Source organism: Streptomyces sp. NPDC057287 (assembly GCF_042667905.1).
GTDB lineage: Bacteria > Actinomycetota > Actinomycetes > Streptomycetales > Streptomycetaceae > Streptomyces.
Genome location: NZ_JBHUYV010000008.1, coordinates 365,462 through 381,058 on the forward strand (window position 1 = coordinate 365,462; position 15,597 = coordinate 381,058).

General features: G+C 73.6%; 8 protein-coding genes. 5 read left to right on the plus strand and 3 right to left on the minus strand.

The annotated features are described in order from the left end of the window. Positions 1–791: 791 nt before the first annotated feature. Together ACFUNE_RS18675 and ACFUNE_RS18680 are read left to right on the plus strand one after the other, a co-directional pair. Positions 792–2,909, plus strand: coding sequence for an asparagine synthase-related protein (locus ACFUNE_RS18675; protein ID WP_383568638.1), 2,118 nt, complete (start codon positions 792–794; stop codon positions 2,907–2,909). Between the two features lie 71 nt (positions 2,910–2,980). Beyond that, positions 2,981–6,253 (plus strand): ATP-binding protein, encoded by a 3,273-nt coding sequence (locus ACFUNE_RS18680; protein WP_383568640.1) that lies wholly within the window; start codon positions 2,981–2,983, stop codon positions 6,251–6,253. Here the strand turns inward: ACFUNE_RS18680 and ACFUNE_RS18685 are convergent. Both ACFUNE_RS18685 and ACFUNE_RS18690 read right to left on the minus strand, forming a co-directional pair. Beyond that, on the minus strand, positions 6,240–8,345 hold the full coding sequence (locus ACFUNE_RS18685; RefSeq protein ID WP_383568643.1) for a sigma-70 family RNA polymerase sigma factor: 2,106 nt from the start codon (positions 8,343–8,345) through the stop codon (positions 6,240–6,242). The genes ACFUNE_RS18680 and ACFUNE_RS18685 overlap by 14 nt on opposite strands. Before the next feature lie 222 nt (positions 8,346–8,567). Beyond that, entirely contained in the window at positions 8,568–9,371 is an 804-nt protein-coding gene (locus ACFUNE_RS18690; RefSeq protein WP_383568646.1) for a TetR/AcrR family transcriptional regulator, read from the minus strand. A 340-nt stretch (positions 9,372–9,711) separates the two neighbouring features. Here ACFUNE_RS18690 and ACFUNE_RS18695 point away from each other — a divergent pair, with 340 nt between their 5' ends. Then, positions 9,712–11,145 (plus strand): NAD(P)/FAD-dependent oxidoreductase, encoded by a 1,434-nt coding sequence (locus ACFUNE_RS18695; RefSeq protein ID WP_383568649.1) that lies wholly within the window; start codon positions 9,712–9,714, stop codon positions 11,143–11,145. A 327-nt stretch (positions 11,146–11,472) separates the two neighbouring features. Then, positions 11,473–13,143: a SpoIIE family protein phosphatase gene (locus ACFUNE_RS18700; protein WP_383568652.1), complete on the plus strand. Its 1,671-nt coding sequence runs from the start codon at positions 11,473–11,475 to the stop codon at positions 13,141–13,143. A 6-nt stretch (positions 13,144–13,149) separates the two neighbouring features. Here ACFUNE_RS18700 and ACFUNE_RS18705 read toward each other — a convergent pair whose 3' ends face one another. Continuing rightward, the gene (locus ACFUNE_RS18705) at positions 13,150–14,448 is read right to left on the minus strand and encodes an MFS transporter (RefSeq protein ID WP_383568691.1); all 1,299 of its coding nucleotides are present in this window, start codon (positions 14,446–14,448) and stop codon (positions 13,150–13,152) included. Between the two features lie 142 nt (positions 14,449–14,590). Between ACFUNE_RS18705 and ACFUNE_RS18710 the strand changes: the two genes are divergently transcribed. Continuing rightward, the gene (locus ACFUNE_RS18710) at positions 14,591–15,148 is read left to right on the plus strand and encodes a MarR family winged helix-turn-helix transcriptional regulator (protein ID WP_099173040.1); all 558 of its coding nucleotides are present in this window, start codon (positions 14,591–14,593) and stop codon (positions 15,146–15,148) included. Positions 15,149–15,597: the final 449 nt, after the last annotated feature.

Sequence of the window (15,597 nt, forward strand, 5' to 3'; positions counted from 1 at the left end):
TGAGAACATCGGTAAACCCAGCGTAGTTCGCCGCATCCCCACCGTTAAGGGGCAGACCTCCGTATGGCGGGAATGTTGTCCGTGCGCGGCGGGGCGTGGGGATCGTGCTCCGGACGTGTGGCCGTGCGCCCGGCCGTGCGCTCTGGCCCGGCCGATGTGCAAACGCTTCGATGGGTCCTGCGTGGGTCGGCCCGCCGAACTGGACTCGGTGGGCTGGGGGAGACCGCCGCCCCAATCCCCGCGGGCGGCGAACCGGTCCGGGAGGTGACGAACACCTCCCGGACTGTGCGCCGCACGGGCGGGTTCCAGGGGAAGAGGACGTGCCGGCCGGCGCGCCGGGGGGATGCGCCGGCCGGCACGTCCTCGCAGATCCGCAGGGTGTCCCAGGGGGCTGCCGCGGGTCTGCGGGGACCCGGTCCGCGCCTTCCGCCCATGCCCCTCCGCACAGCGGCCTCGGACGAAACGCGCGGTTCCTTCGCGAGCCGAGAATGGCCGAATAGCGCCGGTCGGGCCGTGCGGACCGAGGTGGTCCGACTATGGCCTGATTGCGTCTGGTCCGTGGCCCGGCCGAGGCGGGGACCGCTTCCGGGGCATCCCGCCGCAACTCCCGGAAGGTCCACTCCTGTTGCCGGGGAGCCTGCGGTGCCGTGGCCAGGCTTTTGCCAGGGGCGCATGCTCATCCGGTGTGCGCCGCCCGTACCCCCTCCCGGGCGCCGTTGTCGTGGCAGCATGTCCCGCAACGGCGTCCCGTACCTGGTGCGCCGGTTCGTCCACAGCCTGTGGAGGCGGCGATGCGTTGGTTGGTGGGGTGGAGCACTGCCGCCGCGAGCTTCGGCACCGTGGGCGCGGTCGGCCACCACGGGGAGGGGCGCACCGTCCAGCCGGTGGGCTCCCAGCCCCTGTGGGGCGACCCGGATCCGCTCTGGGCCGTGGGCGACTGGCGCCCCGACGAGATCCGCGTCATCACGGTCGCGACACCCGAGGGCGCCCCCACCACCCGCCTCGCCGTCCTCGGCTGCTGCGGGGCCACCGACGAACAGCTCCGCGTCGGGCTGCTCGCCGCCCGCGGCGGGGCGCTGCGCCATCTCACCTCCTGGCCGGGCAGTTACACGGCCGTCGTGCAGATCGGCCGCCGCGTCACCGTCGCCGGAGACCTCGCCGGTGCACGCCCCGTCTTCCACACGCCCACGCCCTGGGGCAACGGCACCGCGTACGCCACCGCCGCCCTCCCGCTCGCCGACCTCATCGAGGCGCAGCTCGACATCGGCCACCTCGCCGCTCTGCTGGCCTGTCCCGAGACCCCGGAGGCGCTGGGCGACGGCACGCCGTACGCGGGAGTGAGACGGATCCCGCCGGGGCACGCGCTGATCCTCCGCGAGGGCTCGCGCGAGATCACCGGGTACGAGGCGGTGGCCTCGCTCGCCGTGGCGGCTCCCCAGGCCGATCCGGTGAGCGCGGTCGAAGGCGTACGGGACGCGCTGGTCGAAGCCGTACGCGCCCGGCTCACGGCGCCCCGCCACGCACCGGAGACCCTGCCGCCCGACCCCGGGCCCGTACCCGGCATGGGGCCCGCCGAACGCCGCGCGGCCCGCGGGGCGCCCGTCCCCGGAATCGGCTCGGACCTCTCCGGCGGCAGCGCCTCCGCCACCCTCGCCCTGCTGGCCGCAGGCCTGCCCGGGCTGCCCGGCACGGTGCTGGGCCACGGCACGGGGGCGGGCGAGCGCCTCCTCGCCGTCACGTTCAACGACCTCTCGGCCCAGGGCCGCGAGGACGAGCTGGAGCGCGCCCGGGTCATCGCGGCCAACCCGCGTCTGCACCACGTGGTCGTCGCGGCGGGCGAGGAGGCCCTGCCCTACGCGTCCTTGGAGAGCGGCCCGCTCACCGACGAACCCGCCCCTTCCCTCGTCGTCGCCGAACGCCACCGCCGCCGGCTGGCCGCGGGCAGCGCGGACCACTTCGTCGGGCACGGCGCCCGACAGGTCCTGGACGCCCACCCCGCCCGGCTCGCCGACCTGCTCATGGACCGGCGCAGACGCCACCTCCTGCGGCCCGTCGCCGCGCTCGCCAGGGCCGAAGGGCCCTCCACGCACTCCCTGTTCGTCCCGCTGGCCGTCTACCGCGCCGCGCGCCGGCTGGCCCGTACGTCGTACCGCACCGGTCTGGAGACGGCGGCGTCCCTGCTGCCCGAGGCCAACCGCGACGCCCCCGGCCTCGACACCCCGGCGGACGCCTCGCTCGCCTCCCTCGCCTGGTCCCGGCCCGGTCCGGCCGCGCGCTGGCTCACCGGGGAGGCACTCGCGGAAGTATCGGTTCGGCTCCAGGAGGCGGCGATCCGGCCCGGGTCGGTCCAGCGCCCGGGAGAGGCCCGCGCCCGCGCGGCGCTGGCCCGGCACGCGGCCGACCAGCGGATCCTGGAACAGGCGGCGGAGATCCGCAGCCAGCGGCTGCACGCCCCGTTCCTCGACAACCAGGTCGTGCGGGCCGCCCGCGCACTCCCGGAATCGCTCCGGGTCCAGCCGGGAGCCCGGGCCGCGATCCTGCGCCGGGTCCTCGCGGGCGCCGGCATCCACGACCTGCCGCCCGGCTGGGGTGCCCCCTCGCAGGCCACCTCGACCGCGGCCGGCCGCATCGGCCTGCGCACCGCCCTCCCGGAGCTGATCGCGCTCTTCGACGCCCCGCTGCTCGCCGACGCCGGCCTGGTCGAGGCGCGTGTCGTACGCAAGGCGCTGCGCGCGGCGTCCGAGGGCGAGCCCCTCCCCCTGGACGGCCTGGCCGAGCTGGCGTCCACGGAACTCTGGCTCCGGCGCCTGGTCACCCGCCGGGGCACCTGCTGGACCGGCACGGCGGCCCCGCGGCAACGGGCTGTCGCGGGAGGAGTGGTCCCCGCCCGCCGCACGCTCCAGCCGTGACACGTCCCGGGACCACCGTCCCCCGCCTCTGACCGCACCCGTACGGGCGCCCACCGGGTCACAATGGCCGCGTGCGGTACCTGATCCTGGGCGTCACCGAGGCGCGAGACGAACACGGCGGTGTGCTGCCCGTCGGCGGTGCACGGCTGCGCACCCTGCTCGCCGCGCTCGCCCTGCGCGCGGGCCGCCCCGTGCCCGTCGCCGTGCTCATCGACGACGTGTGGTCCGACGACCCCCCGCAGGACGCCCCCGCCGCCCTCCAGGCGCTCGTGGGCCGACTGCGCCGCGTGCTCGGCCGGGACGCGGTCGTGGGAGGTCCGGGCGGCTACCGCCTCGCCGCCGGACCCGACGACATCGACCTGTACGTCTTCGAACGGCTCGCCCGCCGAGGGGCCGCCGAACTCGACTCCGGAAGCCCCGAGGCCGCCGCCCGCACCCTGCGCACCGCACTCGCCCTGTGGCGCGGCCCCGCCGTCGCCGACCTCCCCGGGCGCGGACACGGCCTCCAGGCCGAGGCCCACCGGCTCCGGGCACACCAGCAGCGCATCGAGGCCGACCTGCGGCTCGGGGCCACCGCCGGCCTCGTGCCCGAGCTCGGGGAACTCACGTCCGCCCACCCGTACCACGAGCCGCTGCGCGCCCAACTGCTGCGAGCTCTGCGTGCCGAGGGCCGGCGGGCCGACGCACTCGTCGCGTACGAGGAGGCCCGGCGGACACTCGCCGACGGCCTGGGCACCGATCCGGGACCGGAGCTCGCCGCACTCCACCGGGAACTCCTCGCGGCCGCGGAGCCCACCGGGCGTCCCGTGGAGCCCGCCAGGCGTCCCGGGGAGTCCACCGCGCGGCCCGCGGGCGATCCGTTCCCCGCCGAGGGCAACATCCGGCCCCGGCTCACCTCCTTCGTCGGGCGCGAGTCCGAACTCCGCCTCATCGGCTCCGACCTGTCCCGCGCCCGCCTGGTCACCCTCACCGGCCCCGGCGGCTCCGGCAAGACCAGGCTGGCCGAGGAGTCCGCGGCGGGACAGGGCGCCTGGATCGCGGAACTCGCCCCGCTCGACGACCCCTCCGCCGTACCCGGGGCCGTGATCTCCGCCCTGGGCCTCCGCGAGACGACCCTCCGTCAGGGCGGCCCCCGCGACGGGCACCGCCTGACCGCGGACCCGGCGGGGCGGCTGGTCGAGCACCTCAACCACCGGTCGCGCCACAGCCCGTTCCTCCTGGTGCTCGACAACTGCGAGCACGTCGTCGGGGCGGCGGCGGCCCTCGCCGAGACCCTCCTCAGGCACTGCCCGCGGCTGCGGATCCTCGCCACCAGCCGTGAGCCCCTCGGCGTGCCCGGCGAGGCCGTCCGTCCCGTCGGCCCGCTGCCGCCGGACCCCGCGCACCGGCTGTTCGCCGAGCGCGCCCGAGCCGTGCGGCCGGACTTCGGCGCGGGGGCGGAGGCGGGCGACGACCCGCAGGCCGTCGAAGAGATCTGCCGCAGGCTCGACGGGCTCCCCCTCGCCATCGAGCTGGCCGCCGCCCGGCTCCGGCTGCTCACCCCGCGTCAGATCGCCGACCGCCTCGACGACCGCTTCCGGCTGCTCACCAGCGGAAGCCGCACCGTGCTGCCCCGCCAGCAGACGCTCCGGGCGGTCGTCGACTGGTCCTGGGACCTGCTGTCCCCGCAGGAGCGGACCGTGCTGCGGCAGGTCTCCGTCTTCGCGGGTGACTGGGACCTGACCGCGGCCGAGGCGGTGACCGGGCCGGACGCGGCGGACCTGCTCGGCGCGCTCGTCGACAAGTCCCTCGTGGTCGCGGCTCCCACGGACGGCTCGCAGATGCGGTACCGCCTCCTGGAGACCATCCACGAGTACGCCTCCGAGCGGGCCGCCGAGGCCCCGGACGTCCTGACGGCCACGTGCGCGGCCCACACCGCGTACTTCACCGCGCTGGCCGAGGAAGCCGATCCGCAACTGCGCTCCGGCGGGCAGCTGCCGTGGATCCGGCGCCTGGAGACCGACCTCGACAACATCCGCGCCGCCCTGCACCGCACGGTCGTCGCCCGCCCCTCGGAGGAGGAGGCGCTGCGTCTGGTGCTCGCCATGGGGTGGTTCTGGTGGCTGCGCAACTTCCGCACCGAAGGCGCGGTCTGGGCGGACCGCACGGCCGCCCTCGGCCAGGATCCGCCGGACCCGGCAGACCCCCGCCACTGGCCCCGCATGCACCTGCACATGCTGCGGTTCTTCCTCGCCGTGGAGAGCCGGCCGACGGAGAACATCTACGAGGACGAAGGGCTCCAGGACCTCATCACCAAGGTCGCCGGAGCCTTCGGTTCGGGCGGCCCCGAATCCGCCCGCTTCCCCGGACTGCTCTGGCCGATGACCTCGTACATGCGCCGTGAGGAGACCCCCGACGTCCAGGCGCACTTCGACGCGGCCGTCGTCAACACCCGCACGCACGGAGGTGACTGGGAGTACGGCGTCACCCTGATGACGCGTACCCACATGCTGGTGGACACCCCCGAGGGCATGGACGGCATCGACGAGGACATCGCCGAGCTGCGCGCCCTGAGCAGCCGGGTCGGGGACCGCTATCTGCGCGCCCAGGTGGCGAGCGCCGTCGCGGAGGCGGGGATGACGCGCGGGAGGTACGAGGAGTCACGCGTGGCCTACCAGGAGGCGCTCGGGCTCGCCCGGGAGGTCGGCGCCCACGGGGAGGAGCCCTTCCTCCTCGGCCGCCTCGCCGAACTCTCCTACCGGGCCGGGGACCTGGACGCGGCAACGAAGGGGCTGGACGAGGCGGAGGCCGAGGCGGAGCGCCGGCACATGCCCGACGCCTACGCCTACGTGTACTACCTGCGGGCCGCCGTCGCGCTGGCGGCCGGCGAGGTCCCGAAGGCACGCCGGTACGCCGACTCCGCGCGCTCCGCCCGGCCCTACGGCAGCAGGCCGCCCCAGTTCGCGGCGGCGGTCCTCGGGCTCTCGGCCCGCATCAGCGTCCGCGAACCGTCCGGCGGGCCCGCCGAGGGCCTGCGCGGGATGGTCGAGGCGCTGACCCTCGCGGTGGAGGCCCGGTGCGTGGAGGTCACCACCGCACACCTGGCGGAGGTCGCCGCGATCGTCCTGGTGGAGCTGGACCGGTTCGTGGCGTCCGCCCGCGTCCTCGGTGCCTGCGAGCGCTGGCGGGTGAGGGGGCCCCGCTCGGCGGTGGAGGAGGCCGACGTGACCGCCGCGGTGGAACGGCTGCGCGAGGAGCTCGGCCCCCGCCGGTACGACGAGGAGAGCGCCTCGGGGCGCGGCCTGACACCGGAGGAGGTCGTCACCCTCCTGGCCGGCGTGGCCGGGGAGCTCAGCGGCAGCTGATCCTGGACTCGGCCCAGTCGGCGAGCGCGACTCCGCCGAGGGCCCCCGACGGTTCCACGACGAGCCGGATCGTCCGGCTGCCCTCGATGCCCACGCTCACCGGGACCGCCGGCTCGCCGCCCCGCACCACGGGGGACCGCCAGAGCCGGGCCCCGTCACCGTCGTACACGGAGAACCGCACGGCGCCGAGCCCCAGCGTCATGTCGTCGACCCCGGCCATCGCTTCGTACCGCGTGCAGGTGCGGTTGAGCTGGACGGCGACGGACGAGCGGGAGGGGGCGGTCACGCCGTGGGCGTACACCGTGGTGGCGATCGACAGTCCCTGGCGCTGCCAGAACACACCCCTGCTCCCGGCGAGCATGATCTCGGGCCCGGTGTGGTCACCGGCGACCGAGTACTCCAGCTCGTTCACCTGGTAGATCTCCGGCGCCGGAGGCGGGGGTGGCTCCGGAGAGGGCGTCGGTGCGGGTTCCGGCACGGTGGGCTCGGGCGTGGGGTCCGGGGCGGGCGGCGTCGGTGACGGCGTGGGGGTCGGCGTCGGGGCGGGTGTCGTCTCCGGGGCGGGTGGTGCTTCGGAGACGGGCGGGGCGGGCGGGGCCGGTGGCTGCGGGGCAGGCGCCGGCTCCGGCGGGGGAGTGGGCGTGGGTGCGGGCGTGGCCGGAGCAGCCGCCGGAGGCTTGGCCACCGGCTTCTCCGCGGGCGCCGGCCGGTCGTCTCCGACCAGGGCCCACACGAGCCCGGCGGCGGCCGCCACGGCCACCGCTGCGGCGATGCCGGCCTTCAGCGGAGCGCCGAGCCCCTCCGACGCCGCGGCCCCACCCGCCGTGCCGCCCCCTGAGGACGCGCTGCCGGTGGCCGCGGCGGCGGCTCCGGCACCGGCCGCTCCGGCCGCACCGCCCGCCACGATGCCGGCCGCCTTGACCGCGTAGCCGGCGGCGAACCAGCCGATGACGGCGACCGGGAGCAGGGCCGGGATGCCGGCGTTCACACGGTCCAGCTCACCGGCGGCGATGCGGCACCTCGCGCACTCGTCCAGATGCTTGCGCAGGCCGCGTTCGGCCCGGGTCCGCAGGCCGCCCCGGGCATGGGCGCCGAGCCGGTCGGCGTACTGGGCGCAGTCGCCGCCGGACGTCAGCGACTGGCTCACATGGGCCTGCAGATAGGCCTGCTTGAGCCCTTCGCGGGCCCGGACGGCCAGGACCGCCGTGGCGTTGGCGGTCAGGCCGAAGAGCGGGGCGACCTCGCTCGGCGACTCCTCCTCCACGGTGGTGTGCCACAGCACGGCCTGCCAGCGCTCCGGCAGGCTGCGGAACGCCTGCATGGCCATCGAACGGTCCGCCTCGTGCATGGCCAGTACATCGGCGCCGAGATCGAGGGTGTCGGCCTCCGACAGCTCCGAGGAGCGAGTGGCCTGCGCCGCGAACACGGCGAAGTCGTCGACCAGATGCTCGCGCTTCGCACTCCTGGTCCACGCGGCGGCGACATGCCGGACGGCCGTCATGAGGTAGGCCCGGACCGCTTCCTCCGGCCCCTTTCCGCCGCGCACCGCCTGCAGGGTCCGTGCGAAGACCTCTGCCGTCAGGTCGTCGGCGGTGTGCGCGTCGCGGCAGCAGGTACGGGCGTAGCGGCGCACCGCTCCCGAATGGCGCCGGAAGAGCTCCTCGTACGCCTGGTCGTCGCCCGCGCGCATGCCCTGGATCAACTGGGCGTCGGACGGGCCCGGACCGGCGGATCCGGCGCGCCCCTCGCGCTGCAGGGGGACGGCGTACGTGGCACCGTCCGCCGGACCGGGATCCGACCGCACACCGTCGTCGGCGAGCGCCGGCCAGGGACCGGGCAGGACGGTGCCGCCCTCGGCGTGGACGGGCGGCTGCTCCGGCTCCGGACGGCCCGGCGGCACCTCGCCCGGTGTCACCTGACCTGACGGCACCTGATTCGGCGTCACTCGATCCGGTGCCACCTGGCCGGGAGGCCGGGCCTGCGCGGGCATCCGTGCGGCTGCCGCGCCACCGGTCTGCGTCTCCGTGCCGCTGCCCCTGCCCGCGGCAGCGACACCGTCGGCCGGTTCTTCCTGCTGCGCGTCACCGCTCATCGCGGAAGCCCCCGTATGCACCCTCGGACCCGAATACGGGGCAAGGTTGCCACAGAGCCACGCCGCGACGAACCCCGAACAGCGGCAACCACTCGTCCGGGGTGTCTTCCCCCGTCCGGGGGGCGTGACATCACCCCCGCGGGGAAGGAGCGACGCCCTTCTCCGTCCAGGCGTCCGGCCGGCGGGAGCGGTCCCGCCGACCGGCACACCTACGCGGTCCGGCTACACGGGACGGGAGCGCAGGCCTTCCAGCAGGATGTCCAGCAGCCGGGCCGAAGCGGCGGCCTGATGAGCGGGATCCGGCAGTGCCGGTGCCGCCGTGGCGATGACGAGCAGCACATCGGCCACCGTCACATCGCCCCGCAGCTCACCCGACTCACGGGCCCGGTCCACCAGCCGGCCCACGACCTCGAGCAGCTCGGCCGCCCCCGGACCGTCGTCGAGCCCTTCCTCGGAGTCGGGGCGCGCCCCGCCCGACTGGAGACCGGACGCCTCCACGCCCTGCCGCTGGTGCGGGACGCGTGTGTCGCCGTCGGGTCCCACCGCGGCGGCCTGCTCGTCCTGCTCCGCCCCGACCCGCAGCACCTGCGGCGGCAACAGCCGTCCCGCACCCGATGCCACGGAGGTCCGCAGGAAGCGGGAGAGCGCCGACCACGGCTCCTCCTCCTGTCCGAGGGCCGAGCGCGCCTGATCGGTCAGCCGCGCGGTCTCCTCCTCGGCTATCCGGCGCACCAGCACGTCCTTGCTGGGGAACCGCCGGTAGACCGTGCCGACGCCGACCCGTGCGCGGCGCGCCACGTCCTCCATCGGTGCTCCGTAGCCGAGCTCCCCGAACACCTCGCGCGCGGCGCGCAGGACGTGTTCGAGATTGCGCTGTGCGTCCACGCGGAGCGGAGCGGAGCGTGCCGCGTTCCCCACTGGTCCGACCGCCGCGACCGTCCCGACCGCTCCCATGGGGCTCAGCCGCCCATGGCCCTCCACAGCAGAGGTGAGAGCGCTCGGCCCATGCAGATCCTGAGTGTGCATAACTTTCCCCCGGTTATGACGTCTCCCCCCGGAGACTTCCCCGCCCTGTCAGTCGGCGTGTGGACCTCAGTCCGAATCCGACACCCCGACGGGGTACGAACATAGTTGAGCCCGCCTCAATTCAGAAGGGGGTAGTTCCGCACGGAGCGCCCCCCGATCGGAGCAAGGACCGGTTGAGCCCCGATTCGACCGCTGCGTACCCGGCCTTCCGCCACACCTGACCTGCGCAGCTCCGCACCGACACGGTGGCCGCGGGCGGCCGGATGATCGAAGAACTCCGGTCACACAATTTGCCAGGCCTGTGGACAAACACCGGACTCCGTTGCGTCATGGGAAGGTGATGGCACCAGATTCCCGGGGGGCGTCCCCCGATACCCGGCCACGTGTGCGCATTCTCGTCGTCGGCGGCGGCTACGTAGGGATGTACACCGCGCTGCGTCTCCAGCGGAAGCTGCGGCAGAGACTGAGAAGCGGCGAGGCCGAGATCGTGGTGGTCACGCCCGAGCCCTACATGACCTATCAGCCGTTCCTGCCCGAGGCCGCCGCGGGCTCGATCTCGCCGCGTCACGTCGTCGTGCCCCTGCGCCGGGTCCTGAAGCACTGCACGATCGTCATCGGCGAGGCGGAGCGCGTCGACCACGCCAAGCGCACCGCCACGGTCACGACGCTCGCCACCGCGGAGGACGGCACCGGCGCGCTCGAGATCCCGTACGACGAGCTGGTACTCGCTCCCGGATCCGTGTCCCGCACCCTCCCGGTTCCCGGCCTGGCCGACTTCGGCATCGGCTTCAAGACCGTGGAGGAAGCGATCGGCCTCCGCAACCACGTGATCGAACAGATGGACATCGCCTCCGCCACGAGGGACCCGGACATCCGTGACGCGGCGCTCACCTTCGTCTTCGTCGGCGGTGGATACGCGGGCGTGGAGGCGCTCGCGGAGCTCGAGGACATGGCCCGCTACACCTCGCGGTACTACCACAACATCAAACCCGCGGACATGCGGTGGATCCTGGTCGAAGCGACCGGACGCATCCTGCCGGAGGTCGGCGAGGCGATGGGGAAGTACGCGGTCAGGGAGCTGAGGGGCCGCAACATCGACGTACGGCTCGACACCCGGCTGGACAGCTGTGAGGGCCGGGTCGCGGTCCTCAGTGACGGTTCACGCTTCCCGACCCGCACCCTGGTGTGGACCGCCGGCGTGAAGCCCGCGCCGATCCTCGCGGCCAGCGGCCTGCCGCTCACGGAGCGCGGCCGGATCCGCTGCACCGCCACGCTCGCCGTCGACGGCGCCCCGCACGCCTGGGCCGCCGGTGACGCGGCTGCCGTCCCGGACCTCACCTCGTCCGAGCCGGGCACGGAGACCGCGCCGAACGCGCAGCACGCGGTGCGTCAGGCCAAGGTCCTCGCCGACAACATCCTGGCCACCCTCGCCGGCCGTCCGGCCCGGGACTACCGGCACTCCTACGCCGGATCCGTCGCCTCGCTCGGCCTGCACAAGGGCGTCGCACACGTGTACGGGCGCAAGCTCAAGGGGTATCCGGCGTGGCTCATGCACCGCGTCTACCACCTGAGCCGGGTGCCCACGTTCAACCGGAAGGCGCGTGTCCTTGCCGAGTGGACCCTGGCCGGGCTCTTCAAACGAGAGATCGTCTCCCTCGGCTCCCTCGAACACCCGCGTGCCGAATTCGCCCTCGCCGCCCGTGGACACGTACACCCCGGGCCTCCCGAAGAGACTCCGCCGAAGGACGACAGGCCACCGGACACGTCCGGCTGAGCACCGGTACGCTCCGCAGCGCCATGCCCGTGGAACGGCCGCAGTTCAGCGGCCGGACCCCCTGCCGTACGCCAACTGTCAGTACGGTCGGTCACACTGGGCGTGTGACCATAGGTGGGCTCACACCTGCGCAGAGTCACCCGGCAGGCAGTCACCTACAGTGACCGGAAGCGACGACCGACAGCACGAAGTGGCCCGGCTGCGCGTTCCCGGAAGCCTGGCCCCGGCACCCCGATCCGGTGATGAGGACCGGCGGGGAGCCGGCACAGGACCAGCAGAAGAAGCTCGCCCGAGCGGACCAGACCGACACACGAGGCCAGAAATTCCGTGAACTTCACGCGCTGGAGCGCCCGCCTTCCCGGAACGCAGCGTCGAGCCGCCGCGCGGGACGACCACAGTTCCGTACCCGCCGCCCGCGCCGAGTCCGTACGGCCGAAGCCCGAGGCCACGCCGCCGGCCGGGACGCCGGAAGCCTCCGACGCCACGGCGGGCCCCTGCCTGGAAGGCCTGTCGGCCCTCGAGATCCTCGGCCGTCTCCCCGCCCCCGTCGCGCTGCTCCACGGCCCCGAGCACCGCATCACCTACGTCAACACCGCCTACACATCGGCCTTCGGCCCACGCCCCTGCGGCACTCCCGCGGCCGAAGCCATGCCCGAGCTCGCCGAGCTCAGCCTGCTGCCCCTGATGGACCAGGTCCTGCGCAGCGGCACTCCCCGTACGGTCAAGTCCCGCAAGGTCCGGGCCGGCAGCTCCTACACGGTGACCTGCACCCCGGTGGCCGCCGCAGGCCCGGACACGGAGGACGGCGAGGCGGGTGTCCTCGTCTACGCCACCGATGTCACGGACCACGCCGAGGCGGCGGAGCGGCTGCGCGCCAGCGAACGCCGCCACCGCGAAACGGCCGTCACCCTCCAGCGCTCCCTGCTCCCCCAGGAGCTCGAACAGCCGGACGACCTGCGCATCGCCGCCACCTATCAGCCGGGAGGCACGGACGCGGCGGTCGGCGGCGACTGGTACGACGTCATCACCCTGGGCGCCGGCCGCACCGCCCTCGTCATCGGAGACGTGATGGGGCGCGGCGTGCGTGCCGCGGCCGTCATGGGCCAACTGCGCACCGCGGTCCGCGCCTACGCCCGTCTCGACCTCCCGCCGCACGAGGTGCTCCAGCTCCTCGACGTGCTCGCCGCCGAGATCGACGCGAGCCAGATCGCCACCTGCGCCTACGCCGTCCACGACCCCAACGAGGGCCACCTCGTCTACGCCTCCGCCGGGCACCTCCCGATCCTCGTGTGCGAGGAGGACGGCACGGTGCACCGCGCCGAGGAGCCGCCGGGCCCGCCCCTCGGCACGGGCGGCTGGGTCCACACCTCCGGGACGATCGCCCTGCCGCCCGGCTCCACGGCGGTGCTCTACACCGACGGTCTGGTCGAACGGCGCAGCGAGGACATCGACGAGGGAGTCGCCTCTCTGGAGCGCGCCCTGTCCGGCGCCAAGGGGTCGCCCCAGGTGGTCTGCGACCGGCTCATCCGCTCCCTGGGCGTCACCGCGGAGCACGACGACGACGTTGCGGTCCTCGTGGTCCAGCACCCCGCGCGCACGGGATCGAGCGCGGAGCTCTTCCACAACGCCTCGCTCGAGCTGCTCGGCGGCATCGAGGCGGCGCCCAGGGCCCGCGCCTTCGCCACCGGCGTCCTGGCGTCCTGGCGCTTCCCGGTGGAGCTCTGCGACCTGGGAGTCCTGGCCGCGAGCGAGCTCGTGGCGAACTCCCTCCAGCACGGCACCCCGCCCATGCGCCTCGGCCTGCGCCGAACCGACCGCCGCCTGATCATCGAGGTGACGGACGGGGACGACCACCTGCCGCGCCGCCGCCGGGCCGAGCCCGCCGACGAGGCGGGACGCGGCATCTCCATCGTCGCGACGATCGCCACTTCCTGGGGCAGCCGCCGCACTCCCGGCGGCGGCAAGGCGGTCTGGTGCGAATTCGCCCTTCCCGGCTGATCCGCGTCAGCGCACGGCGCCGGGCGCGGTGACCGGCTCGCTCTCCGGCAGCGACACGGCGACCACTCGGGACGGCACCGCCACGAGGGACGGCTTGTCCTGTACGGGCGTGAGCTGACGGCCCAGCTTGAGCGCCAGCACGGTGATGCCCAGCGAGAACAGCACGAAGGTCACGATGTAGGGCCCGGGCAGTGCCGCTCCCATGGGCCCGCCGACGGCAGGACCGACGGCCAGGGCCAGCTGCTTCACCAGGGCGAACGCCGAGTTGTACTGTCCGATCCTGGCCTCCGGGGCCAGGTCGGCGACGAGCGGGGCCACCGTCGGCGAGAGCATCGCCTCACCGAGCCCGAACAGGGCGTACGTCGAGATCATCGCGGCTGTCGCCATGGTCTGGCTGCCGTGCCCGAGGCCGGCGTAGCCCGCCACGATCCAGGCGAAGGCCCAGATCAGACCGACCCAGGCGATGACCCGGCTGCGCCGCCGCCGCTCCACCAGACGGAGCACGACGAACTGCGCGACGACGATGACCGCCGTGTTGGCCGCGAGCGCGATACCCAGGGTGGACGGATCGATTCCCGCGGCCTCGGTGCCGTAGGCGGCGAGACCGGACTCGAACTGCCCGTAGCAGGCGAAGAAGATCACGAAGCCGAGCACGCACAGCTGCACCATGGCCCTGTGCGAGAGCAGCATCCGCAGTCCGGCTTTGGGCTCCGAGCCGTCGGCGGGCACCGCGTCCGCGAGTGACGGGACCCGGGGCATGCGCACCGTGGCCGCGACCACACCGAGCACCAGGAACATCGCCGCCTCGATCAGGAACAGCAGGGTGAAGCTCGACGGACGGTCGACGTCCACCAGCTGGCCCCCCACCAGGCCCCCGATGCCGAGCCCGAGGTTCTGCAGGAAGAACTGCATGGCGAAGGCACGGGTACGGGTCGCGGCGCTGGAGCACCACACCAGCATCGTCGCGAGCGCCGGCTGCATGACGGCGGTGCCCGCGCCGAGGACGGCGGCGGAGAGGACGGTGGAGGTCACACCGTCGGCCACGCCCAGGGCGCCGGCGCCCACCGCCGCCGCCGCGGCGGCGACGATCAGTACGGGCAGTGGACCGCGCCGGTCGATGGCCCTGCCGGTGAACGGCAGTACCGCCAACGCCGCCATGGCGAAGACAGCCAGCACGACACCTGCCGTACCGGCACCGAGATCCCGGACCTGCGCCACGTAGACGTACAGATACGGGACGGTGAACCCGAGGCCGAACGCGCTCAGCGCGCTCCCCACCTGAATCCGCCGCAGCGCTGCACCCATCTCCCTGGTCACACTCACCTACCTCAAGACATGAAGAACTCTGAAGAACACAGACTCGTAGACTTTAACACTAAAGTTAGAAGCTGAACTCTTCACTCTGAAGGACTTCGAAGGCGATGGAGAGCGTGCGATACTGCCCGCCATGTCTGACACCACCGAGCAGCCCGAGCTCCAGGAGCCGAGCCTCGACGAGCAGATCGCGGCCTACCAGCGCGAGTTCCGGGACCTCGACCCGCAGGTCGAGCAGATCGTCTCCGCACTGGGCCGACTGAACCGCCGGATGAACGTGGCCTACGGCAGACAGGTCGCAGCCCTCGGCATCAGCAACGCCGAATGGGAGGTCCTCAAGACCCTGGTCCTGTCCGGCACCCCCTACAGGCTGGGGCCGGGCGAACTGGCGAAGCGCCTAGGACTCACCCCGGCCGCGATGACCCACCGCATCGACCGCATGGCGGGCGAGGGCCTGGTCACCCGCGACCGGGACGAGAACAACCGGGTGCGTGTCATCGTCGAGCTGACCGACGAGGGCCGCACGAAGTGGCTCGAGGCGATGCGCATGGCCACCACCTTCGAGGAGGACCTTCTCCAGGACCTCTCCGGCGACGAGCGCGGCGCGCTGGGGGAAATCCTGATCCGGCTCCTGCGCCGGGTGGAGCACGAGCAGCCGGACGCCGGCGGCCGGCTCACCGACCTGGACTGATGGGGTGGGAAGGGGGCGAGGAGCAGGGTTGACACACCCCCCTCGCTTCCGTAAGGTTCTTCGAGTTGTCACGGAGCCGGTACGGTCCGGCGGCAACCGATCCCGCCGCGAATGCGGCAACCAAACTCAGCACGATCTCCCACCGGGGAGAATTTCGGCATGCCGGAATTCAATTCGAAGACTCGATTATGAGTCGCCGGGAGAATCCGCTAGAGTTTGAGCGTCGGAACGGCCCAAGGGCCGGGAAGGCGACTCCCGCTGACTGGGAATCAGGCCCGAAAGGATCTGATAGAGTCGGACTCGCCGGAAAGGGAAACGCGAAAGCGAAGAACTGGAAAGCGAAACCCGCTTCGACCGGGAATCGGACACGAAAGAGTCTGATAGAGTCGGAAACGCAAGAACGAAGGGAAGCGCCCGGAGGGGCCCGGTGAAACGGGACCGAAGGAAGC